The organism is Cognatishimia sp. (assembly GCF_049116455.1).
GTDB lineage: Bacteria > Pseudomonadota > Alphaproteobacteria > Rhodobacterales > Rhodobacteraceae > Cognatishimia.
Window position 1 is genome coordinate 1 of record NZ_JAGDYW010000003.1, and the last position, 20,475, is coordinate 20,475.

Here is a 20,475-nt window from a genome sequence, read left to right on the forward strand (position 1 = left end):
TCGAGCCCCGTCAACCGCGCCACTTTCGATTTAAGCAAAGCACCCCACGGGGTGCTTTTTGCGTTTTGGGCGCCTGCACCTGTAAAGTTTCAGTCCTGAAAAAGTGCTTTGTAATCTGGTTTCAACTTAGATTGGAGGGCGTTGTGACGACATCTTTATTCCCGTTTTTTTGGATTTCTGGATTTGAAATCTCTGCTGCGCGGCCTGAAAATTGAACCGCTGCCATCGACAGATCGGATGGTTCAAGTTGATGAATTGGATCAATCCGAATGCGCGTTATTGAGCGAAGTAATGCGCGAAAATCCTGAAGCGTTACAAAGCGAGCTTGGGGTTATGGCGCTGATAAGCTTACACCCGTGCAGTTTTAAGAGGGTAGATCAGGACAGCAGCATGTTTTCTTGTGCTGGTGTTATGCCAGCCTTCAATGCAATATTTCGGCGCCCACGGTCCCATTTCAGGAGGGGGGTCAGTGTTTTTGTCAACGGGCGATTCTTAAGGCCCGCAGCACGGGCCTTGTCTGTGCTTACATTCATGAAATGCGTGAATTCGGAGGCGTCAGGGATCATAAGTGGGACATCAACCCATGGTCTAAGGCCTGTTTTGGTGATCGTCTGCGGGTCAACCCATACGAAATGTGCGTCAGATCGCGTAACCTGATGGATCGTGCTGAGAACTTCAGCCATGGATGTTGCCTCGCTTGTAACATTCCAAACTCCGTGAAGCTCGCCTTTGCAACAAAGTAGAGCAAAGTCAGCCACATCTCGGACATCGATCAACTGAACCCGCGCGTTTTCAGGGCGTGGTGCGGGGATTTGGCATAGTTCACCTTGCGCCAAGTCTATGCGTCGAACCCAAGCTGTCAGCCGGTCTGAATAATCGCCTGCGCCGATCAAGAGGCCCACGCGAAGTGACGTTGCGCCTGTACCTAGGATGTCTTGAGCCGTAATTTCGCACGAGCGCTTCAGGCGACCGTAGGCTACGCCATAGGCCGCGGCCGAGGCGCGGTCTTTTGCGGGAAGCGCCCTTGCAAATGCAAGATCATCCTCTGTTGCAGTCGGTACATTCTCCGTTTCATCCAATCTGGCTTTCGCAAACGCGCCGTAGGCCGAAATCGAAGAAATCATCACATAGCGTTGAACTTGATCCCCAAGAGCCAGCAGTAGGTTTTCAACGGCTTTAGGTGTGTAAGCGCAGGTGTCAAAGACCCATTCAAACCTATGCTGCCGCAAATGATCGAGAACACCATATCGGTCGGCCTGGATGGTTATGGCCTCTCCCGGAATGCTCCGGCGTGTTTCACCACGAGAGAGGATAGAAACATCATGTCCTGCTGCCAAAAGCCCATCGGTGATCGCGCCACCCAAAAAACCAGTTCCACCTACAACAAGACAGCGCAATAAAATCTCCAAAACAATAATTGAATCGTAGGGTGATACGGTTTTGGGCGCAATCGGTATATTAGGCCTGAAACGGTGCCCGTTTCTAAGATATCTTTTGCGTAAGAGAGTATGGCGGAGAGACAGGGATTCGAACCCTGGGTCCCCGTGAAGGGACAACGGTTTTCGAGACCGCCCCGTTCGACCACTCCGGCACCTCTCCGCTGAGGTCAGACACTTCAGTCTGGTTGGTCCAAGTTTCGGCGGTTTATAGCGGATAATTGAACGGTGCAAGCTGGGATTTACATTGTTTTAGCCAAGTTCCGTACTAAGTTGATACTAAGGAATAACTCCGGAGGGATCCTTTTGCTGAAAACCGCTTTTTCCATCGTTGCAGCGACCTTTCTGACCGCCAGCAGCGTCTTTGCCGCGAACCGTGAGGACGTCAGAGATTTCTTAGAAACCACTGGATTTGATGTCGCCATTGAATCGATTGCAGTGGGGGCAGGCGGTGCGCCCACGATGTTGGGGCTGGAAGGCAATGACTTTGGCAAGGCTTGGGCGGATCAGACCGAAAAGACCTTTGTACCAGCGGACATGGTCGAATACGCGCTGGATCTGCTGGAAGAGCAGCTGGATCAAGACCTTTTAGAACATGCGTCTGATTTCTATGGCTCAGATCTGGGGCAACGTTTGGTACAGGCTGAAAATCTATCCCACATGGATGACGATGAGCTTAAGCAAATCGCAGGGCGCCAGATTGTGGCCGGTATGGTCAAAGACGGGGATCCAAAGATTGGCTATTTCCAGCGCATGCATGTTGCAATTGATCCAGATGGATTGGGTTTAAAAGCTGTACAGGTCATTCAAGTACGCTTCTTGTTGGCCGCATCCCAAGCCGGGGTGATCGAGCAGGACTTTGACGAAGACATGCTGTGGGCGATGATCGAAGAAAATGAACCAGCCACACGACGCGCCATTTTGGAAGGATCCATTGCTGGGGGTGCATACACCTATCAAGGGTTTTCGGCCGAAGAGCTTGAGGCCTATACTTTGGCGCTTGAAGATGAGCGTATGCAGCAAGTCTATCAGATCATGAATGCGGTGCATTATCAGGTGATGAGCGACCGGATGGATGCTTTGGCGCTGCATCTGGATAAGCTGATGCCGAGCGAAGAGTTGTAAACACACGTGATCCCCCAAGTTTTCAACGGAAATACACAGCATTTCTAAGTTGACTGCTTGACTTGTTATCCACATGGGAACATAAGCGCGCATCGGCGTAAGGATTCCTTGCGCCGTAACTTATTGTAACAACGTCCCGTGAGGGACGCGCAGTTCGAGGCGGTGCTTCTGCAAGGAAGGGCCAAAACTCCTAGAAATAGGGGCCACAGAACGCGGTCATATGAAGGAAAAGGGACATGTTCGCAGTCCTGAAAACCGGTGGCAAACAGTATAAAGTACAGGCAGGCGATGTTCTGCGTGTCGAAAAACTGGCTGCTGACGCGGGTGAGAAAATTCAATTCAACGAGATCCTGATGCTCGGCGGTGACAAAACCGTTGTGGGCGCACCTCTCGTTGATGGCGCTGCTGTTCAAGCGGACGTAATCGACCAGATCAAAGGCGAAAAGCTGATCAAGTTCGTGAAACGTCGTCGTAAGCACAGCTCTAAGCGTACTGTTGGCCACCGTCAGAAACTGACGCTGGTTCGCGTAACAGACATCCTGGCATCAGGTGCCGACAAATCTGGTGTTAAAGCCGCGATCGGTTCTGGTTCCGTTTCCGGCGCAGCTGTGGAAGCAGCGGCACCAGCGAAAAAGGCAGCTCCTAAGAAAGCCGCTCCTAAAAAAGCAGCACCTGCTGCTGAAGGCGCAGACGATCTGAAGAAACTGTCCGGCGTTGGTCCAGCTCTGGAAAAGAAACTGCTGGAAGCTGGCGTTACCACATTCGCGCAAATCGCGGCATGGGGTGAAGCAGAAATCGCAGAATTCGACGAGAAGCTGTCTTTCAAAGGCCGCATCGAGCGCGAAGGCTGGGTTGCACAAGCCAAAGATCTGGCGAAGTAAGCGAAGTATAGGAGACTAACGATATGGCACATAAAAAAGCTGGTGGTAGTTCCCGTAACGGTCGCGACTCCGCGGGTCGTCGTCTGGGCGTCAAAAAATACGGTGGCGAAGCTGTTGTCGCAGGCAACATCATCATGCGTCAGCGTGGCACAAAGATGTGGCCAGGCGAGAACGTAGGCATGGGCAAAGATCACACCATCTTTGCAACCACCGAAGGCAACGTAAAGTTCCACAAAGGCCTCAAAGGCCGCACCTTTATTTCGGTTCTCCCAGTGGCGGAGGCCGCTGAGTAAGCCGACCTTAAGGTTTTGAAAAAATTAGGGGATCGGCTTTAGGGCCGGTCCCCTTTGCGTTTTAAGATGGGTTTTGAGCTTTTCAAAATTCTCCTGAAGATGTGATGTCGAAATTCGGCCAGATTTTCACGTTAGCGTCATGCTAACCTTGTAACGCAACCGGGCTGCATCCACCTAAGATGCACATGCTGCCGGATCAGAAGTGGGGCCAGATTTTGGTTTGGGAGGACCGATTTCCAGCTTAACCCGCAGAAGAACCTACCAGCCTGAGACCCGGATTAGGAGCCAGATTGCGAAACCTATTTGTGATCTGATTGGGTATGTTTGGAGGATGTGCAGATGATGCACGATAAAATTGTGAACCAACCGGTTATAGAGGCAGAACGTTTCGTTCTGCGCCCTCTGCGTCGTTCTGACCAGGGGATGATTGAACATTACGCGGGCGAGCGCGATCTTGCCCGCATGACCACGTCAATTCCGCACCCGCTGCCACCGGGCGCGACCGAAGCCTTTATTGCTCGCTCTCACGAAGAGGATCGCAGTGAAGACATCTGGGCAATTGATGGCACCGCGGAAGGAAATTCCGAAGTGATGGGTGTGATTTCACTGGACCGCGTGTCTGAAGATCAGGCTGAAGTCGGCTATTGGGTTGCACCGCCTTATTGGAACACCGGCGTGGCTTCTGAAGCTGTGCGCACTTTGATTGCGGCTAACCCGCTTGGGTCAAAGACTCTCTTTGCCAGCGTCTTTCAGGACAACCCGGCTTCAGCCCGTGTTTTGACCAATTCTGGCTTTCAATACCTTGGCGATGCCGAAAACTTCTCGGTTGCACGCAATGCCTCGGTGCCAACATGGACATATAGCCTAAAACTCGATTGAGCTTGCCCCCGTCTATGCTGTAACAGGCGGGGACACCCCGCCTGAAAGGACCACCACAATGAAATTTCTTGATCTGACTAAGGTCTATATCCGCTCGGGTGGCGGTGGTGGTGGCTGTGTGTCTTTCCGCCGTGAAAAGTTCATCGAATACGGTGGGCCTGATGGCGGTGACGGCGGCAACGGTGGCTCTGTCTGGGCAGAGGCAGTTGACGGTCTGAACACGCTGATCGATTTCCGCTATCAGCAGCACTTCTTTGCTAAGACCGGTCAATCCGGTATGGGCAATGGCCGTACCGGCGCACGGGGCGACGACATTGTGCTGCGTGTGCCTGTGGGCACCGAGATCATGGACGAAGACCAAGAAACAGTGATTGCCGACCTCACTGAGGTCGGTCAACGTTTTCTGATTGCCAAGGGTGGCAATGGCGGCTGGGGCAACCTGCACTTTAAATCCTCAACCAACCAAGCGCCGCGGCGTGCGAACCCCGGTCAGCCGGGTATTGAGCGCACCATCTGGCTGCGCTTGAAACTGATTGCAGATGTGGGCCTTTTGGGTCTGCCTAATGCTGGTAAATCCACTTTCCTGGCCGCGACATCAAACGCACGCCCAAAGATCGCGGATTACCCATTTACAACGCTTTACCCGAACCTCGGTGTTGTGGGCGTTGATGGCGTTGAATTTGTAGTTGCTGACATCCCGGGTCTTATTGAAGGCGCATCCGAGGGCAGGGGCCTTGGTGATCTTTTCCTAGGCCACGTTGAACGCTGCGCCGTTCTATTGCATCTCGTGGATGGCACCTCTGGCGATCCTGCGAAGGACTACGAGACGATTATTGGCGAACTTGAGGCCTATAGTGGCGTTTTGGCCGAAACGCCGCGCATCACTGTGCTGAATAAGATCGACACAATGGACGACGAAGAACGCGCCTTCCTGAAGGAAGAGCTCGAGACGGCCATCGGTGGGCCTGTGATGTTGATGTCCGGGGCCAGCCAAGAAAACGTAACCGAAGTGCTACGCGCGCTTCGAAGCCAGATTGACGACAATCGGCTGCGCATGAAGCGGGCCGAGATCGAGGATGAGGAAGAGGCACCTTGGCAACCCTAACCAGTGCGAAACGTCTGGTCATTAAAATCGGGTCTGCTTTGCTGGTGGACCGGAGCGATGGGGCATTGCGCAAGGACTGGCTGCTGGCTTTGGCCGAAGACGTCGCTTGGTTGAAAAGCCGGGGCACTGATGTTGTGCTGGTCTCATCAGGATCGATTGCTTTAGGCCGCGGGGCCTTGGGGCTTGCCTCCCAAGATCTGCCTTTGGATCAGTCTCAAGCGGCGGCAGCCGTTGGGCAAATCCGGCTCGCACGGGCCTATGAGGAAGCCCTTGCACCGCATGGCATTATGACAGCGCAGGTGTTGGTCACCTTAGAAGACAGCGCTAACCGGCGGAGATATTTGAATTCTCGCGCCACGCTTAACCATCTCTTGAAGATGGGGGTAGTGCCGATTGTAAACGAAAACGACACCGTCGCGACCGATGAAATTCGCTATGGCGACAATGATCGACTGGCGGCACAAATTGCGCTGACTACTGGGGCAGATCAACTCATTCTGCTTTCTGACGTCGATGGGTTCTATTCTGACAACCCGCAAAGCAATCCAGATGCGGTCCGCTTTGAAGTTGTTGATGAGATCACGCCAGAGATCGAAGCCATGGCTGGCGACGGCCTCTCTGGGCTTTCCAAAGGCGGTATGATCACCAAACTCCTGGCTGCAAAAACCGCAACGGGCGGTGGCTGTGCTATGGCTATCACTGAAGGCTCGGCCATGCGTCCGCTAACCGCTTTGGAAAACGGTGCGAATGCCACTTGGTTTACGGCGCAAGTCACACCGCAATTAGCGCGCAAACGCTGGATCAGCTCTATGAAACCGCAAGGTGCTTTGACGGTGGACGCGGGTGCCGAAGGCGCTTTGGGTAAAGGCAAAAGCCTACTTCCTGCCGGTGTGACCAAAGTTACGGGCAGTTTTGAACGCGGCGATCCAGTTGAAATTCTCGCCACTGACGGGCGCAAATTGGGGCAGGGCCTCTGCACCTATTCCGCCGATGAAGCCGCTCAAATCAAAGGGCAAAAGTCCTCTAAGATTGAAAGCATCTTAGGATACCAAGGCCGCACCGCGCTCATTCACAGAGACGACATGGCGCTCTAGTTTTCTTTTTGGCATAAATACCCCCGCCGGAGGCATCTCTTCGGCATGAACACAAAGCAAAGGATAGATCTGATGAAAGACATCACAGATATCGCCGCCCTGATGAGTGACATTGGCCAACGCGCCAAAGCCGCCAGCGCAGAGCTGGCCTTTGCCCCGCCGGAACAAAAAGAACAGGCGCTGAACGCAGCAGCAGACGCCGTTTGGGCGCGCCGCGATGAGATCATCGCCGCCAACGTCAAAGATCTGGATTATGGCCGCGACAAAGGTCTGAGCCCGGCGATGATGGACCGCCTGATGTTGGATGAAGACCGCATCCAAGGGATTTGCGACGGTCTGCGTGCGGTTGCTGGCCAAGCAGACCCTGTTGGCGAAGTTCTCGAGGAATGGGATCGCCCAACTGGCCTGAACATCAAACGTGTCCGCACGCCGCTTGGCGTGATCGGTGTGATTTACGAAAGCCGCCCAAATGTCACCGCTGACGCCGGTGCGCTGTGCCTGAAGTCAGGCAATGCAGTGATCTTGCGCGGCGGGTCTGAAAGCTTTCATTCCTCCGGTGCAATCCATGCTTGTCTTGTTGATGGCCTTAAATCTGCAGGCTTGCCTGAGGACGCGGTTCAGCTGGTTCCAACCCGTGATCGCGCGGCCGTTCAGGAACTCTTGACCATGGTTGATACCGTTGATGTGATTGTGCCTCGTGGCGGCAAAGGCCTTGTTGGCCTCGTGCAACGCGAAGCCCGTGTACCGGTGTTTGCGCACCTTGAAGGCATCGTGCACATCTATCTCGACAAAGACGCTGATCCGCAAAAGGCGATGGATGTGGTTTTGAACGCCAAAACCCGCCGCACTGGGATTTGTGGCGCAGCGGAATGTCTGCTGATCCACGAAGATCTGATTGATGGACTCGGCAAAGACGTTTTGAAAATGCTGTCAGATGCAGGTGTGAGCGTGCGTGCGGATGCTTCTTTGCAAGTGATCGATGGCACGGATGCCGCCACGGATGAAGATTGGGGTAAAGAATACCTTGATATGGTGATCGCCGCGAAATCAGTCGGGTCGGTGGATGACGCGATTGCGCATATCCGCCAGTTTGGGTCCAATCACACCGATTGCATCATCACTGAAAACGACGAGGCGGCTGATCGGTTCTTCCAACGTCTGGATAGTGCGATTTTGATGCGTAACGCATCTACGCAATTTGCTGATGGTGGTGAATTTGGCATGGGTGCTGAAATTGGCATCGCGACAGGTAAAATGCATGCGCGTGGTCCGGTGGGTGCAGCGCAGCTTACAAGCTTTAAATATCTGGTCGAAGGCAACGGAACCACCCGCGCCTAATCAAAACTGCATCAGTATCCGTGTGTCTGTCATGCGGATACCGATGTTGCGGCCCAGTGATGCCAAAGCTTTTGGCAACAAAGCAAAAGACACCGTGGCAGGGATCACCTCGTCTGGTGCCCGCCGGTTTGACAGCGGGTTCCACAGCGCTTCAGTGATCAACATGGTTTCGGCATCGACCGAGATGCTCCAGGCGTCATCCAGCCTTTTTAAACAAACGTCACCGCCGCGCGGTAGGGCCCGTTCAACACATAGAATGGCCAAGAATAACGCTTGCGCTTCATTCCGCCTCACATCGCCTTTGATCCGCACATCAAAGGTCAAACGATCGGAACCCACCGTTTTCAAGATCGATTGGATTTCCGAGGCAGAAACCGTTTGTTTGTCTTCGCAATGACCAAATGCAATGCGAAAAAATCGCACGCGTCCACTGGCGTTTGCAGCACTTTGCGCAATCAAGTTGATTTCTTCTTCACCGCCTCCCATGCCTAGCAATTCCGTGCCATTTGCGCAGGCTCCAATGGGGCTGATCAGATCATGACAGATACGCGAGGCAACAAGTTCGTGAATATTGGGCTTAAGCATTGTCGTGTTTCTCGCTAAAACAGCGGTATGGAAGATTTAAACGCATTTCTTGAACCCGGTATGATTGTGCGCCACCCCAACCAACCTGATTGGGGCTTGGGACAGGTACAGTCCAATATTGCAGGCAAAATCACAGTCAATTTCCAGGAATCTGGAAAAGTAGTGCTGGACAGTAGCCGCGTTGCGTTGATGCCGGTCATGAATGAATGACGCTATAAATTTATTAAATAAAAACTAATTCGAAATTCAATTTCAGGTTGATACCATTTGAATCCTAAAAAAGCCAGCCGGTTGCTAATACGGCGCACGCAGCATAAAACCGCTTAAAAAAGAGCCCGTTGAGACCATGCGCGCAGCCACTGATCATTTTACATTGAAACTCGCCAGTTCGGATGAAGATATCCGTGCTGCACAGCATTTGCGCTATCAGGTGTTCGTGCAGGAATTGGGCGGGCAGGGTGATCTGGTGGATCATGACGCGCAGCTAGAACGGGATGTTTACGATCCACATTTTGATCACTTGATGTTGCTCGACAGCACACGCGGCGACACGGTTCGGGATCAGGTGGTGGGCGTTTATCGTTTACTGCGCGACGATATGATGCCAAAGATCGGTCGATATTATACCGAAGGTGAATACGACCTCACGGTGCTGAAAAACAGTGGCCGCAAGTTGATGGAACTCGGACGTTCCTGCCTGCATACCGATTATCGCGGTGGCGCAGCCATGTATCTGCTTTGGAATGGGCTGGCGGATTACGTGCACGAACATGGTGTCGAAATCCTCTTTGGGACTGCGAGCTTTCACGGCACCGACATAGGCGCTTTGAAAGAGTCGCTTTCGATGCTGCACCACCGCCATCTGGCACCAGAAAATCTGCGGGTGCGAGCTGTGAAAAATCACTATCAAAACATGAGTTTATGCGCCGAAGCTGACATAAATCGCGTCAAGGCAATGCGCGAAGTGCCAGCCTTGATAAAAGGTTATTTGCGGCTTGGGGGCTATATTGGTGATGGCGCTTTTGTGGATCGTGATTTCAACACCACGGACGTCTGCCTGGTGATGGATACTGAAAAACTTAACGCAACCCAACGCAGCATTTATACGCGAGGGGCCTGACATGAGCTCTCCGACCTGGACTGGCAATGACGACTATCCAGCTGGCGCTCCGATCACGCTGTTTGGCTGGATGCGGGTTGCTTTGCGTGGTCTGGTCCTCGTCGTGATCATGATCTTGGGGATTGTCACGCTTGCGTTGATCCGGCTGATTGAAAAACCGATTTTTGGACTGCGGCGTCCGCTTGGCGGCTATATTCCGGCGATTGTCTCGCGCTTAAGCCTGCGGGTGATGGGCATTCGCTTTCAAACAAAAGGTACACCGATGCGCACTGGTGGTGCTGTGGTGGCCAATCATTCCTCTTGGCTCGATATTTTCACACTCAACGCTAAGAACCCGGTGTTCTTTGTGTCTAAAGCTGAAGTGGCCCGCTGGCCTGGCATTGGCTTTATTGCCAAAATTGCAGGCACCGTGTTTATCGCGCGCGACCGAAAAGAAGCCGCCGCACAGAAAACCGTCTTTGAAGACTGTCTGTCTGCAGGTCAGAAACTCCTCTTTTTTCCAGAAGGCACATCCACCGATGCGCTGCGTGTTCTGCCGTTCAAATCAACGCTATTTGCAGCCTTTTTTGCTGACGGACTTAGAGAGCACATGAACATTCAACCGGTGACCGTGAACTATCACGCACCCGAAGGTGTGGATTCTCGGTTTTACGGCTGGTGGGGCGATATGGAATTTGGCGCGCATATGCTCCAGATGCTGGCTGCCGCGCGCCATGGACATGTGGAAGTGATCTATCATGAGCCGGTTTCCGTCGCCGATTTTGCCAACCGCAAAGCCCTTGCTGCAGACACCGAAGCCAGCGTTAGATCCGGGCATTTCCGCACGCTGAACTCTCAATAAAACAAGGTCTAAGCGTCTTCTTGGCCAAAATATCCATAAAACGCGGTTTTTCGTAAAAAGAAGCACCTTCAGCTCTTGTCAGCCCCTGATTTCCAATGTAAAGCGCGGCCATTCAATCCCGCAGGTGGGGGTTGGTCCATTTGAGGGAGAAATCCTCAAAGGTCCGCCGGTTGGAGCATCCGCTCTCACTTTCCCCCACTCAGGCGTAAACCGGAAAAAGGAAGAATAGCATGGCTCACGTTGAGTTCTCCATGCGCCAGCTGCTTGAAGCAGGCGTACACTTTGGTCACCAGACACAGCGCTGGAACCCGCGCATGGGTCCGTTTATTTACGGCGCACGTAACGGCATCCACATCATGGACCTGACACAGACCGTTCCAATGTTGGACGCGGCTCTGAAAGCGATCAGCGACACAGTTGCAAAAGGCGGCCGCGTTCTGTTCGTTGGCACAAAGCGCCAGGCATCTGCTCCGGTTGCAGAAGCTGCTGAGAAATCTGCTCAGTACTTCATGAACCACCGTTGGCTCGGCGGCACGCTGACAAACTGGAAAACAGTTTCTCAGTCCATCAAACGCCTGAACGAGATTGACGAAAAGATCGCAGGCGGCGGCGAAGGCCTCACCAAAAAAGAACGCCTGAACATGGAACGCGACCAGGGCAAACTGCAAGCATCCCTCGGCGGCATCCGTGAAATGGGCGGTGTTCCTGATCTGCTCTTCGTCATCGACGTGAAAAAAGAAGCACTGGCCATCGCAGAAGCAAACAAACTGGGCATCCCAGTTGTAGCTATCGTTGACACCAACTGCTCTCCTGATGGCGTAGACTACATCATCCCAGGCAACGACGACGCGTCCCGCGCGATCTCTTTGTACTGTGACCTGGCAGCCCGCGCTGCTCTGGAAGGCATGTCCGCACAGCTGGGCGCCGCTGGCGTTGATCTTGGCGCATTCGAAGAAGCTCCAGTAGAAGAAGCTGTAGCTGAAGAAGCAGCAGCCGAGGCTCCAGCAGAAGCGTAAGCTTTAGCGTTACAATATCGACATGAGGGCAGGGTAAGCCCGCCCTCATTAAGACTTCTCAAATTCTCAGGAGAACCACGATGGCGATTACAGCCGCAATGGTGAAAGAACTGCGCGAGATGACCGGCGCAGGCATGATGGACGCTAAAAAAGCACTGACTGAAACTGATGGTGATCAAGAAGCGGCAATCGATTGGCTGCGCACCAAAGGTCTGGCGAAAGCGGCTAAGAAATCCGGCCGTACGGCTGCTGAAGGTCTGGTTGCTGTTAAAGTTGAAGGCGGCAAAGGTGTTGCTGTTGAAGTTAACTCTGAAACAGACTTTGTTGGTAAAAACGCTGACTTCCAGAACATGGTGTCCGGCATCGCAGGCGTAGCGGTTAACGTTGCTTCTGTTGAAGAGCTGGCAAATGCTGACTTGAACGGCAAACCAGTTTCCGAAGTGATCACTGACGCAATCGCGACAATCGGTGAAAACATGTCTCTGCGCCGCATGGCATCTGTGGAAGGCGACGTTGTCACGTCTTACGTCCACAACCCAGCGACTGACGGCATGGGCAACATCGGTGTTCTTGTTGCGCTGAAAGGCGGCGACGAAGCATTCGGTAAGCAGGTTGCAATGCACATCGCAGCGGCAAACCCACAGTCCCTGTCCGAAGCGGACCTGGACGCAGCGGTTGTTGAAAAAGAGAAAAACGTTCAGATCGAGATCGCGCGTGAATCTGGTAAGCCAGAGCAAGTGATCGAGAAAATGATCGTTGGCCGCATGAAGAAATTCATGGCCGAAGTCACCCTGCTGGGCCAAGACTTCGTGATCAACCCAGACCTGACTGTTGAAGCAGCTGCAAAAGAAGCAGGCGCTGAAATCGTTGGTTTCGTGCGTATGCAGGTTGGCGAAGGCATCGAGAAAAAAGAAGAAGATTTCGCTGCAGAAGTTGCAAAAGCGGCTCAAGGCTAAGCCTTCTTCGATATCTTTCGGATATCATTCTAGGAAACACCGTCCATTTGGGCGGTGTTTTCTTTTGGGGCAGGGGTTTCCTACCTCTAGGACTTAAAATTTTGCCTCGACCTATATCCTGAAACACCCTAGCTTTGATTTTGGTCTTAGAAGGGTGATGTCATGGATATGGTTCTTTTCATTGGTTTTTTGGCGGCAACCTTTTTGATTGTTGTCACCCCAGGACCTGCAGTCGCGCTGGCCTCATCACAAGCCATTCGATACGGACCACGCGCCGCTGCGGTGACCATTGCTGGTGATGCCTTGGGATCCGTCGTGCATATTTTAATCGCGGTTGCGAGCCTTCAGACCTTGATTGAAATGTCCGAAGTGATCTTGCCGTATCTGCAAATGGCTGGCGGTGCGTTCATACTCTATCTTGCGTGGCTTTCATGGCGTAGTGCGCCACATGATCCGCTTGCCGAGGCTGCGAAATCCGTGCCAAAGGCGACCTTCTTTTCAGGCTTCTTTTCCTGCCTCACAAACCCCAAAGCCATCGTTTTCTTTGTGGCGCTTTTCCCGGGGTTCATATCGGCTGAACACAGCGTTGTAACGCAATCCCTGATCTACGGGACCATCTTTGTTACTTTGGATGCGGTCTTTATCTTCGGATACGCGCTTTTGGCGATGTTTGCCTTCAAACGCACTCTGTCTGGCGTCTTCAGCATCGAAAAGCTCAGCGCTTTGGGACTATTTGGTGTGGGTGCGCTGTTGATTTTTAAAGGTTACAAAGCGCTGCCATCCAACTGAGATTAGACTGCAGCGCGCCGTAATTTACCGAACGTGATCAACCATCGCTTCGATCGCCATGCGATAGCCCGCAGCACCAAAACCGCAGATTTGTCCAATCGCAACTGGTGCGATGAAGGACTTATGGCGGAATTCTTCGCGGGCATGAATATTGGACAAATGCAGCTCAATAACAGGCAGGGAGACCGAAGAGATCGCATCCATCAATGCAATGGACGTATGGGTGTAAGCGCCGGCATTTAAAACAATGCCGTCATGATCACCTTTGGCGTCATGAATTGCATCGATCAGCTCGCCTTCGTGATTGGACTGTTTACACACAATCCCTACACCAAGAGCTTTGCCTTGCGCCTCACATAGATCTTCGATGTCCTGCAAAGTTGTGCTGCCATAGACCTCTGGCTGGCGTGTTCCAAGCAGGTTCAAATTAGGTCCGTTCAGAACAAGAATGGAAGCCATGGCGGTGTCCTCAGCGTTATTTTTCAGCATTTAGCTGTGTTTATAACTGTTTAGCGCGAAGTTTGAAGTCATGTCTACAGGCGGACGCCGAAGTTCGACTTCCGTGATCTATTGGCCAGAATGACATGTGAGGGTAGGGGCGCCCTGCCCGAAAAACCCTTGTATTTTTAGGTTTTATTCCCTAAAAGCGCCTGTCCGCATAATGTGGGCCAAGTTTCCGCAACCTTGATAAAACGGTTCACACAATGACACGTATTCATATCCCGGGCATTCTTGCCATGGCGACCATTGTGGTCGCATCCAACATTCTTGTGCAGTTTCTATTTGGCAATTGGCTGACTTGGGGCGCGTTTACGTATCCGCTTGCGTTCCTTGTGACCGATCTGATGAACCGCATCTATGGTGCACCAGCGGCACGAAAAGTCGTGTTTGTGGGTTTCATTGTGGGCGTGATCTGTTCGGTGATTGGCACGCAAGTGATGATCCAAGGCGATGGCTTTGAATATCCTGCTGTGACACTGCGCATTGCGCTAGGGTCTGGTCTGGCGTTTCTGACAGCGCAAATGCTGGATGTCGCGATCTTTGATCGTCTGCGTAATGGCGCATGGTGGCGCGCGCCACTGGCGTCTACACTGATTGGATCGACCGTGGACACAGCGCTGTTTTTCACCATCGCGTTTTCAGCGGGTCTGACAGCGATCGAACCTGCGAACGATGTCTCATGGGCCAATGAGGCGCTACCATTGCTTGGCGCAGGTCCAATTGCGCCGCTGTGGGTTTCACTGGCGATTGCGGATTGGGCGGTTAAGCTAAGCCTCGCGTTGTTGGCGCTTGTGCCATTCAGAATGATCGTTACGCAGATCTTAGCTCGTAAAGGCAATGCTTAAGCAGAGCGCTTTAGTTTGTTGGAGTTAAACGCATATTTCCTTCTGGATGTGCGTTTAACTCCATATTGATTATTTAACATAATTACCATTATGCGATATGGCAATGGTGCGATTTGGCAAGTGATCAAAAGCGCCCCATTGATTAATTCCGTGCGGCTATTTCCGTAACAACGCGAAATCTGGGTCGTATTGAACCGGTGCTATAATCTCGGCATTAACCAACGCGCCACAGATGTCGATCGACAGCTTTTGTCCTTGCGCGGCGAAAGCCGGTTCCACAAAGGCATAAGCTAAATTCAAACCGGTTCTATGACCCCAATCGCCTGAAGTGACCGTACCCACGACCACGTCATCGAGCATAAGCGATGCGCCGCTATGCGCTGGGTGTGATGTGCTTTCCAGCTTTAATGTGACCAGCTTGCGCTGTGGACCGTCAGATTGGCGTTTCTCTAAAGCCACTTTGCCGATGAACGCTGGTTTCTCCATTTTCACAAACTTCGAAAGACCGGTTTCAAACGGATCAAACTCGGTTAGCAAATCGGCCTTCCAGTGCAAGAACCCCTTCTCCATCCGCATGGAATCCACAGCGCGCGCGCCGAAAAGCTGCAACCCATGACGCTCTCCAGCAGCTTTCAACGCAAGATATGCCGCGTAAAGTGAGGCATTTGGCACGTGGATTTCATAGGCCCACTCACCAGAGAAACTGACGGCCATGACCGTTGCTGGCGCAATACCTACAAAGCATTCTCGGAGAGAAAGCCACGGAAACGCAGCCTTACTCCAATCCCCACGTGCGCAGTCTGAAAGCACCTGACGCGCTTTGGGACCGGCAAGAACAAGGATGGTCATATCATTGGTCAGGCTTTGGATCGTCACATCTTCGTCAGGCTGCACATGGGCCTGAAGCCAGTCCATATCATGCGTTTCGCTGGCCGCCGCCGATCCATACCAAACGCGCTCTGGGCCACGGTCAGACGCGGGAATATTGGCAATCGTTGCCTCGCATTTGATCATGCCATGATGGGTCAGAAGATAACCAAGACCCACGCGCCCTGCTCGTTTTGGGACATTGCCGCAGATCATGCGGTCTAGGAATTTGTGGCGATCCGAACCGGTGATTTCCAAGCGATTAAAACCGTTGACTTCGCACAGCCCGACATTGGTTTGCACATTGCGCACCTCGGCCGCGACAAGATCAAAAGTCTCGTCAAACTCAAAGCTCAAAGTTGGGTGGAAATCGTTTGACGGTTTTATGTATTCAACGCGTTCCCACCCATTCACCACTGTAAATTCAGCGCCTTCGGCCGCAAATATCGGCGTCAAAGGTGTGGTCTTTGCAGGTCGGCCTGCTGGACGATGTTCATGCGGGAAATGGAACCGGAATTCGTTTTGATAGTCTTCTATGGCTTTCAAAGCGGTCAATTCGACATTGTCATGTCCCGTAAAACGTCGCGGATCGATACACCAGGTGTCATAACAGGCCTCTCCATGCACAATCTGTTGCGCCAAGAGCCAACCATGACCGCCGCCCTCGCCCAGTCCAGCACGTAAGCCTATGATACAAAATGCGTTTGTCTTTCCTGGGATTGGACCCACCAAAGGTGCACCATCAATCGTATAAGTGATCGGCCCATTTACAATGCGTTTGATACCGACGTCAGCCAGCACCGGCATACGTTCAAACGCACCCTCCAGCACCTCCATCACGCGATCCAAATCGTCCGGGCAAAGATCATTGGCAAAGCCGGGGCTAATACCATCCATCCCCCATGTTTTGCAGTCTTGTTCATAAAAACCGACCAGCAAGCCACCCTTTTCCTGACGGGAATAATAATCAGAGATCGGACAGCGCAGCAGTGGCATGCGATGCCCTGCTTCTTGGATTGCCGGTATGTCTTCGGTTATAAAATACTGGTGTTCCATCGAAGCGACAGGATGATGCACGCCCATCATTTCAGCCACTTCGTTTACTCGATAACCACAGGCATTCACCACTATATCGGCGTCTATCGTGCCCTTGGTGGTTTCAATGGTCCAAGTGTCATCACCCTTCTGCGTGAGCGCTGTGACTGCTGTATGTCGATAGACCTCCGCTCCTGCCCTGCGCGCATGAAAAGCCAATGCCTGACAAAGCTGAGCTGGATCAATGTCGCCGTCTTCTCCATCCCACAATCCGCCAAGTAGGTTTTCGGTAGAGATCAAAGGGTGCCGACGCGCACATTCTTCAGCATCTAAAATCTCGTATTCTACACCCATGCCGCGGGCCATCGAGGTGAAATGTCGATAGCCCTGCATTTGCGCTTCGGTATTTGCCAACCGAATACCGCCGTCGCCGTGGTGATAGCCGACAGGATAGTCAGGATCATCTCTCAGTTTTTTGTATAGCGCGATGGAATGGGATTTCAGCCCCACCATTGTTTGGTTCATCCCAAAATTGGTGACCTGCGCGGCAGAGTGCCATGTGGTGCCCGACGTAAGCTCATCCCGCTCAATCAGGACCACATCCGTCCAGCCTTCCTGCACCAGATGATACAATGTGGAGCATCCAGCGATCCCTCCGCCGATAACAGCAACCTTTGTCCGAGATTTCATCGCAGCCCTCCTCGACACCTTGTCGACATGCATGTTTTTCGCCGCAAGCTACGTCAGCGATTGAAAAAGTAATCCCGTTAAATTTGGAATTCATCGAAGGTGAAACTGCAGTTTCATGATTTGAAAACTACGATTTGGCACGGGCTTTACGTTTTATTGCCGCGTGATGCAGGCACTGGGCGGAAATATCTGCCATCGACGTCAGACCGGTTTGCGCTGGGGGGGGATATCGACCATCTGCCTCCTGCCCCGTCAATATATTCAAAACCATCCATGGCAGCCGTCACCGGGCAAACGCGCACGCATCCTTATAGGTATGGTATCTGTTTTCCACATCATTGGCTCCTGCCCGATTTTGATTGATTGTCTTGTTAATCGGGCCCAGGAATTCGCAAGTTTTTTTCCGTTCAGCGCGCAGTTAGGTCGAGTTTTCGCTACAAATTCCATAAAAATAAGGTGTTTTGGGTGATTTAGTTGAAAAATGTAAAAAACATTCACATCACGCCTTGTTTCACGCAAATGTCATCCCATATTGTTTGATGTGAAAGACATTCACATTAACATTCTTAACACGGAGACCAAAATGACACCTGTTGCCACAGCCACCCCAAACACCACTCATATGGGCTGGTTTTCTCGGAGCGAGGCCTGGTTGGACAGTAAAGGCAAAGGTGCCTGGATTGCTGCCATGGTCCTTGGTTTCGTCTTCTTCTGGCCAGTTGGTCTGGCCCTTCTCTTTTATATGATCTGGAGCAAAAAAGGTATGTTCGGTAAATCCTCTCGCAAATGCAAATCTCACCGCCGCATGCATGTGATGGCATCTTCCGGGAACTCTGCGTTTGACGCTTACCGCGATGAAACAATTTCGCGTCTGGAAAATGAGCAGGCTAATTTTGAAAGCTTCCTAGAGCGTCTGCGTGAAGCAAAAGACAAATCCGAGTTTGACCAGTTTATGGACGAGCGTGAAAAGAAAGCTGCGAAAGAGCGTGAAGCTCAGACTGAAGAAGCCTAAACACGCGAATTCTAGACTACGACGGCTCCCGTACGCGGGGGCCTGATTTACGACCCAACCTTGCACTTCCCAAACATAAAACCACAGAGAGAGACATGACAACTCGCGCCTACGCCCTTCCCGATCCTGAAACTCAGCCTGAGTTTTACGCAGACGTCCCAGTGAAACGCCTGTTTGCCTGGATCATTGATATGGTCTTGATCGGTATTCTTAGCGCACTGGTGCTGCCGCTGACGCTGTTTACGGGCATCTTCTTTTTTGGCCTGATTTTTATCGTCATGAGCTTCATCTACCGCGTTGTAACCATCGCCAACGGGTCGGCCACATTGGGTATGCGCTTTGTCGGGATTGAGCTGCGCACCCAGCAAGGGGAACGCTTTGAGCTTGGCCATGCTTTCTTGCACACGCTCGGCTATAGTATCTCTTTGTCCTTTGGGGTGCTGCAATTGATCTCTGTTGTGCTGATGCTAACAACTTCGCGTTCGAAGGGCTTGACCGACCATGTAATGGGCTCTGTCGCCATTAACCGAGCGGCGCGTTACTAAGCCTTTTTAAGGACATTCCAATCCTCACTTGGCGGGATCGCAATCGGTTGATACAGTTTCTATAAATGTAGCAACCCTGCGGTCCCGAATGCGTCACTCTCTACCTCTTGCGCCACAGTTTTACGTCACGGCCCCACAGCCATGCCCGTATCTGCCGGGCCGGATGGAACGCAAACTGTTCACCGCTCTGCAAGGCGACAATGCGCAAGAACTCAATGATGCGCTGTCGCATCAGGGTTTTCGCCGCTCTCAGAACGTTTTGTATCGACCGACATGCGCGGAATGTGGTGCCTGTTTGTCTGCGCGCATCAACGTTGCCGATTTCAACATCACCCGAAGCCAACGGCGTATTCTAAAGCGCAACGCCCATATTGATCGCAAAGCGACCTCTCCTTGGGCCACTGAAGAACAATACGATCTCTTCCGCACCTATCTGGATGCGCGCCACGCCGATGGCGGCATGGCGGATATGGATGTGTTTGAATTTGCGGCGATGATTGAAGAAACCCCGATCCGCTCACGCGTGGTGGAATACACCGACACACGCACCAAAAATCTGGCCGCGGTCAGCCTGACCGATGTGCTGCATGATGGTCTGAGCATGGTCTACAGCTTCTTTAACCCCGATCAGCAACGCAATTCCTTGGGTACTTTCCTGATCTTGGATCACATCCGCATCGCGATCGAAGCCAACCTGCCCTACGTCTATCTGGGCTATTGGGTGCCGGGCAGCGAAAAAATGGGCTACAAAGCTAAATTCTCGGGCCTTGAGGTCTTTGCTCAGAATGCTTGGCAAAAGGTGACGGATCCTGACAATTTTGATGTCGAGGCGATGACGCAGCCACGCGAAAAGATATCGGATCAAGTAGCTAATATCGAAGTGCCTGACGCGGGTTTCCGGTCCTAACGCGAACTTAGCTCTGGTCTCTGTTCAGCCCAAAATTCCGGGCCAATTTTTCAATCCAGCCGCGATGTTTCCGGGAATGTCTTGCCTCCAAAGCTCCTGTGCACGCAGGTTGGCGTTTAGATAGAGCCTCCCGTCATGGATAGTCCAAGCCTCTGGGATCGTCGGCGCAAGATACCCGCGGGATGCAGCAAAAGCACAATAGCCGCCAAAGACCGGCGCAAATGCCTCTGGATCAGCCTTGAACTTCGTCGCATTGCGGCGGCTTGCGAATTGCCATTCGGCACCGTTCCAGTCCAGTTTGTGATCTGCTGATCCTGGCACGGGTATTGCATCTTCAAAATAAGCCACCGGATCGATGGCATTGATCGCGATGGGGTTTTGAAAGACTATGGGTTCTTGTGCCATTGCTGCGTTCGGAAACAATGGCAGCGCCACAGGTGTCGTGGCCAAAAGGGCAAGTGTTTGTCGGCGTGTCAGCATGTCGAGATCTCCGATATTGAGTTCAACGAATATTAGCCCCAAAACGTCAGCCTTGCAGCTGGGCTAAACGGATCGTGAAGACTGTATGATCTTGACGCAATTTTTGCCAAGCATAGAGCAATGAAAAAGGGCCCC

The 20,475-nt window shown here is 52.4% G+C and carries 22 protein-coding genes and 1 tRNA gene; 17 read left to right on the forward strand and 6 right to left on the reverse strand.

The genetic code is table 11. The features are described 5' to 3' along the window. Window positions 1-377: 377 nt before the first annotated feature. Both JXQ85_RS04735 and JXQ85_RS04740 read right to left on the reverse strand, forming a co-directional pair. The gene (locus JXQ85_RS04735) at window positions 378-1,397 is read right to left on the reverse strand and encodes an NAD-dependent epimerase/dehydratase family protein (protein WP_421747737.1); all 1,020 of its coding nucleotides are present in this window, start codon (window positions 1,395-1,397) and stop codon (window positions 378-380) included. Between the two features lie 112 nt (window positions 1,398-1,509). Further along, a tRNA-Ser gene (locus tag JXQ85_RS04740) sits at window positions 1,510-1,599 on the reverse strand. A gap of 143 nt (window positions 1,600-1,742) precedes the next feature. Here JXQ85_RS04740 and JXQ85_RS04745 point away from each other — a divergent pair. From JXQ85_RS04745 to JXQ85_RS04775, 7 genes are all read left to right on the forward strand, one after another. After that, window positions 1,743-2,561 carry a DUF2059 domain-containing protein gene (locus tag JXQ85_RS04745; protein WP_421747738.1) on the forward strand — a complete coding sequence of 273 codons (819 nt, stop codon included), beginning with the start codon at window positions 1,743-1,745 and terminating at the stop codon, window positions 2,559-2,561. A 236-nt stretch (window positions 2,562-2,797) separates the two neighbouring features. Further along, complete coding sequence (locus JXQ85_RS04750; protein WP_421747739.1) at window positions 2,798-3,442, forward strand: 50S ribosomal protein L21; 645 nt, start codon at window positions 2,798-2,800, stop codon at window positions 3,440-3,442. Between the two features lie 23 nt (window positions 3,443-3,465). Beyond that, window positions 3,466-3,735 (forward strand): 50S ribosomal protein L27, encoded by a 270-nt coding sequence (gene rpmA, locus JXQ85_RS04755; protein WP_421747740.1) that lies wholly within the window; start codon window positions 3,466-3,468, stop codon window positions 3,733-3,735. 339 nt (window positions 3,736-4,074) lie between these two features. Beyond that, complete coding sequence (locus JXQ85_RS04760) at window positions 4,075-4,614, forward strand: GNAT family N-acetyltransferase (RefSeq protein ID WP_421747741.1); 540 nt, start codon at window positions 4,075-4,077, stop codon at window positions 4,612-4,614. 58 nt (window positions 4,615-4,672) lie between these two features. Next, complete coding sequence (gene obgE / locus JXQ85_RS04765) at window positions 4,673-5,719, forward strand: GTPase ObgE (protein ID WP_421747742.1); 1,047 nt, start codon at window positions 4,673-4,675, stop codon at window positions 5,717-5,719. Then, the gene (gene proB / locus JXQ85_RS04770) at window positions 5,707-6,813 is read left to right on the forward strand and encodes a glutamate 5-kinase (protein WP_421747743.1); all 1,107 of its coding nucleotides are present in this window, start codon (window positions 5,707-5,709) and stop codon (window positions 6,811-6,813) included. Before obgE ends, proB begins: the two co-directional genes overlap by 13 nt. Window positions 6,814-6,885: 72 nt before the next feature. Further along, window positions 6,886-8,151, forward strand: coding sequence for a glutamate-5-semialdehyde dehydrogenase (locus JXQ85_RS04775; protein ID WP_421747744.1), 1,266 nt, complete (start codon window positions 6,886-6,888; stop codon window positions 8,149-8,151). Here JXQ85_RS04775 and JXQ85_RS04780 read toward each other — a convergent pair whose 3' ends face one another. Next, window positions 8,152-8,736 carry a histidine phosphotransferase family protein gene (locus JXQ85_RS04780; RefSeq protein ID WP_421747745.1) on the reverse strand — a complete coding sequence of 195 codons (585 nt, stop codon included), beginning with the start codon at window positions 8,734-8,736 and terminating at the stop codon, window positions 8,152-8,154. It abuts the gene before it with no gap. Between the two features lie 27 nt (window positions 8,737-8,763). Between JXQ85_RS04780 and JXQ85_RS04785 the strand changes: the two genes are divergently transcribed. The 6 genes from JXQ85_RS04785 to JXQ85_RS04810 all read left to right on the forward strand — a co-directional run bounded on the left by JXQ85_RS04785 (window position 8,764) and on the right by JXQ85_RS04810 (window position 13,458). Continuing rightward, entirely contained in the window at window positions 8,764-8,946 is a 183-nt protein-coding gene (locus JXQ85_RS04785; protein ID WP_421747746.1) for a DUF3553 domain-containing protein, read from the forward strand. 136 nt (window positions 8,947-9,082) lie between these two features. Then, window positions 9,083-9,856, forward strand: coding sequence for a GNAT family N-acetyltransferase (locus JXQ85_RS04790; protein WP_421747747.1), 774 nt, complete (start codon window positions 9,083-9,085; stop codon window positions 9,854-9,856). Window position 9,857: 1 nt separating this feature from the next. Further along, window positions 9,858-10,697 (forward strand): lysophospholipid acyltransferase family protein, encoded by an 840-nt coding sequence (locus JXQ85_RS04795; RefSeq protein WP_421747748.1) that lies wholly within the window; start codon window positions 9,858-9,860, stop codon window positions 10,695-10,697. A 230-nt stretch (window positions 10,698-10,927) separates the two neighbouring features. Then, entirely contained in the window at window positions 10,928-11,713 is a 786-nt protein-coding gene (rpsB, locus tag JXQ85_RS04800; RefSeq protein ID WP_421747749.1) for a 30S ribosomal protein S2, read from the forward strand. Between the two features lie 80 nt (window positions 11,714-11,793). Continuing rightward, a complete protein-coding gene (tsf, locus tag JXQ85_RS04805; protein ID WP_421747750.1) occupies window positions 11,794-12,669 on the forward strand; it encodes a translation elongation factor Ts in 876 nt (291 codons plus the stop codon). 162 nt (window positions 12,670-12,831) lie between these two features. Next, on the forward strand, window positions 12,832-13,458 hold the full coding sequence (locus tag JXQ85_RS04810) for a LysE family translocator (protein ID WP_421747751.1): 627 nt from the start codon (window positions 12,832-12,834) through the stop codon (window positions 13,456-13,458). Between the two features lie 24 nt (window positions 13,459-13,482). Here the strand turns inward: JXQ85_RS04810 and aroQ are convergent, their stop codons facing one another. Continuing rightward, window positions 13,483-13,917, reverse strand: a complete 435-nt coding sequence (gene aroQ, locus JXQ85_RS04815) for a type II 3-dehydroquinate dehydratase (protein WP_421747752.1) — start codon at window positions 13,915-13,917, stop codon at window positions 13,483-13,485. Between the two features lie 245 nt (window positions 13,918-14,162). Here aroQ and JXQ85_RS04820 point away from each other — a divergent pair, with 245 nt between their 5' ends. Beyond that, the gene (locus JXQ85_RS04820; protein ID WP_421747753.1) at window positions 14,163-14,804 is read left to right on the forward strand and encodes a queuosine precursor transporter; all 642 of its coding nucleotides are present in this window, start codon (window positions 14,163-14,165) and stop codon (window positions 14,802-14,804) included. A 156-nt stretch (window positions 14,805-14,960) separates the two neighbouring features. On the opposite strand, the gene JXQ85_RS04825 is transcribed toward JXQ85_RS04820, so the two are convergent. Beyond that, complete coding sequence (locus JXQ85_RS04825; RefSeq protein ID WP_421747754.1) at window positions 14,961-17,396, reverse strand: GcvT family protein; 2,436 nt, start codon at window positions 17,394-17,396, stop codon at window positions 14,961-14,963. Between the two features lie 583 nt (window positions 17,397-17,979). Between JXQ85_RS04825 and JXQ85_RS04830 the strand changes: the two genes are divergently transcribed. The 3 genes from JXQ85_RS04830 to JXQ85_RS04840 all read left to right on the forward strand — a co-directional run bounded on the left by JXQ85_RS04830 (window position 17,980) and on the right by JXQ85_RS04840 (window position 19,860). Next, entirely contained in the window at window positions 17,980-18,408 is a 429-nt protein-coding gene (locus JXQ85_RS04830) for a DUF2852 domain-containing protein (RefSeq protein WP_421747755.1), read from the forward strand. Window positions 18,409-18,503: 95 nt separating this feature from the next. Further along, window positions 18,504-18,953: an RDD family protein gene (locus JXQ85_RS04835; protein WP_421747756.1), complete on the forward strand. Its 450-nt coding sequence runs from the start codon at window positions 18,504-18,506 to the stop codon at window positions 18,951-18,953. Between the two features lie 88 nt (window positions 18,954-19,041). Further along, complete coding sequence (locus JXQ85_RS04840) at window positions 19,042-19,860, forward strand: arginyltransferase (protein ID WP_421747757.1); 819 nt, start codon at window positions 19,042-19,044, stop codon at window positions 19,858-19,860. A 24-nt stretch (window positions 19,861-19,884) separates the two neighbouring features. Here JXQ85_RS04840 and JXQ85_RS04845 read toward each other — a convergent pair whose 3' ends face one another. Beyond that, window positions 19,885-20,340: a YHS domain-containing (seleno)protein gene (locus JXQ85_RS04845; protein ID WP_421747758.1), complete on the reverse strand. Its 456-nt coding sequence runs from the start codon at window positions 20,338-20,340 to the stop codon at window positions 19,885-19,887. Window positions 20,341-20,475 lie beyond the last annotated feature (135 nt).

Bases quoted from the DNA above. Each gene is read 5' to 3' on its own strand.
- JXQ85_RS04845 (WP_421747758.1), bottom strand. From the start codon at position 20,340: ATGCTGACACGCCGACAAACACTTGCCCTTTTGGCCACGACACCTGTG.
- JXQ85_RS04840 (WP_421747757.1), top strand. From the start codon at position 19,042: ATGCGTCACTCTCTACCTCTTGCGCCACAGTTTTACGTCACGGCCCCA.
- JXQ85_RS04780 (WP_421747745.1), bottom strand. From the start codon at position 8,736: ATGCTTAAGCCCAATATTCACGAACTTGTTGCCTCGCGTATCTGTCAT.
- tsf (WP_421747750.1), top strand. From the start codon at position 11,794: ATGGCGATTACAGCCGCAATGGTGAAAGAACTGCGCGAGATGACCGGC.
- obgE (WP_421747742.1), top strand. From the start codon at position 4,673: ATGAAATTTCTTGATCTGACTAAGGTCTATATCCGCTCGGGTGGCGGT.
- JXQ85_RS04785 (WP_421747746.1), top strand. From the start codon at position 8,764: ATGGAAGATTTAAACGCATTTCTTGAACCCGGTATGATTGTGCGCCAC.
- JXQ85_RS04810 (WP_421747751.1), top strand. From the start codon at position 12,832: ATGGATATGGTTCTTTTCATTGGTTTTTTGGCGGCAACCTTTTTGATT.
- JXQ85_RS04820 (WP_421747753.1), top strand. From the start codon at position 14,163: ATGACACGTATTCATATCCCGGGCATTCTTGCCATGGCGACCATTGTG.
- JXQ85_RS04835 (WP_421747756.1), top strand. From the start codon at position 18,504: ATGACAACTCGCGCCTACGCCCTTCCCGATCCTGAAACTCAGCCTGAG.
- JXQ85_RS04795 (WP_421747748.1), top strand. From the start codon at position 9,858: ATGAGCTCTCCGACCTGGACTGGCAATGACGACTATCCAGCTGGCGCT.
- rpmA (WP_421747740.1), top strand. From the start codon at position 3,466: ATGGCACATAAAAAAGCTGGTGGTAGTTCCCGTAACGGTCGCGACTCC.
- JXQ85_RS04825 (WP_421747754.1), bottom strand. From the start codon at position 17,396: ATGAAATCTCGGACAAAGGTTGCTGTTATCGGCGGAGGGATCGCTGGA.
- JXQ85_RS04775 (WP_421747744.1), top strand. From the start codon at position 6,886: ATGAAAGACATCACAGATATCGCCGCCCTGATGAGTGACATTGGCCAA.
- JXQ85_RS04760 (WP_421747741.1), top strand. From the start codon at position 4,075: ATGATGCACGATAAAATTGTGAACCAACCGGTTATAGAGGCAGAACGT.
- JXQ85_RS04750 (WP_421747739.1), top strand. From the start codon at position 2,798: ATGTTCGCAGTCCTGAAAACCGGTGGCAAACAGTATAAAGTACAGGCA.
- aroQ (WP_421747752.1), bottom strand. From the start codon at position 13,917: ATGGCTTCCATTCTTGTTCTGAACGGACCTAATTTGAACCTGCTTGGA.
- JXQ85_RS04830 (WP_421747755.1), top strand. From the start codon at position 17,980: ATGACACCTGTTGCCACAGCCACCCCAAACACCACTCATATGGGCTGG.
- rpsB (WP_421747749.1), top strand. From the start codon at position 10,928: ATGGCTCACGTTGAGTTCTCCATGCGCCAGCTGCTTGAAGCAGGCGTA.
- JXQ85_RS04790 (WP_421747747.1), top strand. From the start codon at position 9,083: ATGCGCGCAGCCACTGATCATTTTACATTGAAACTCGCCAGTTCGGAT.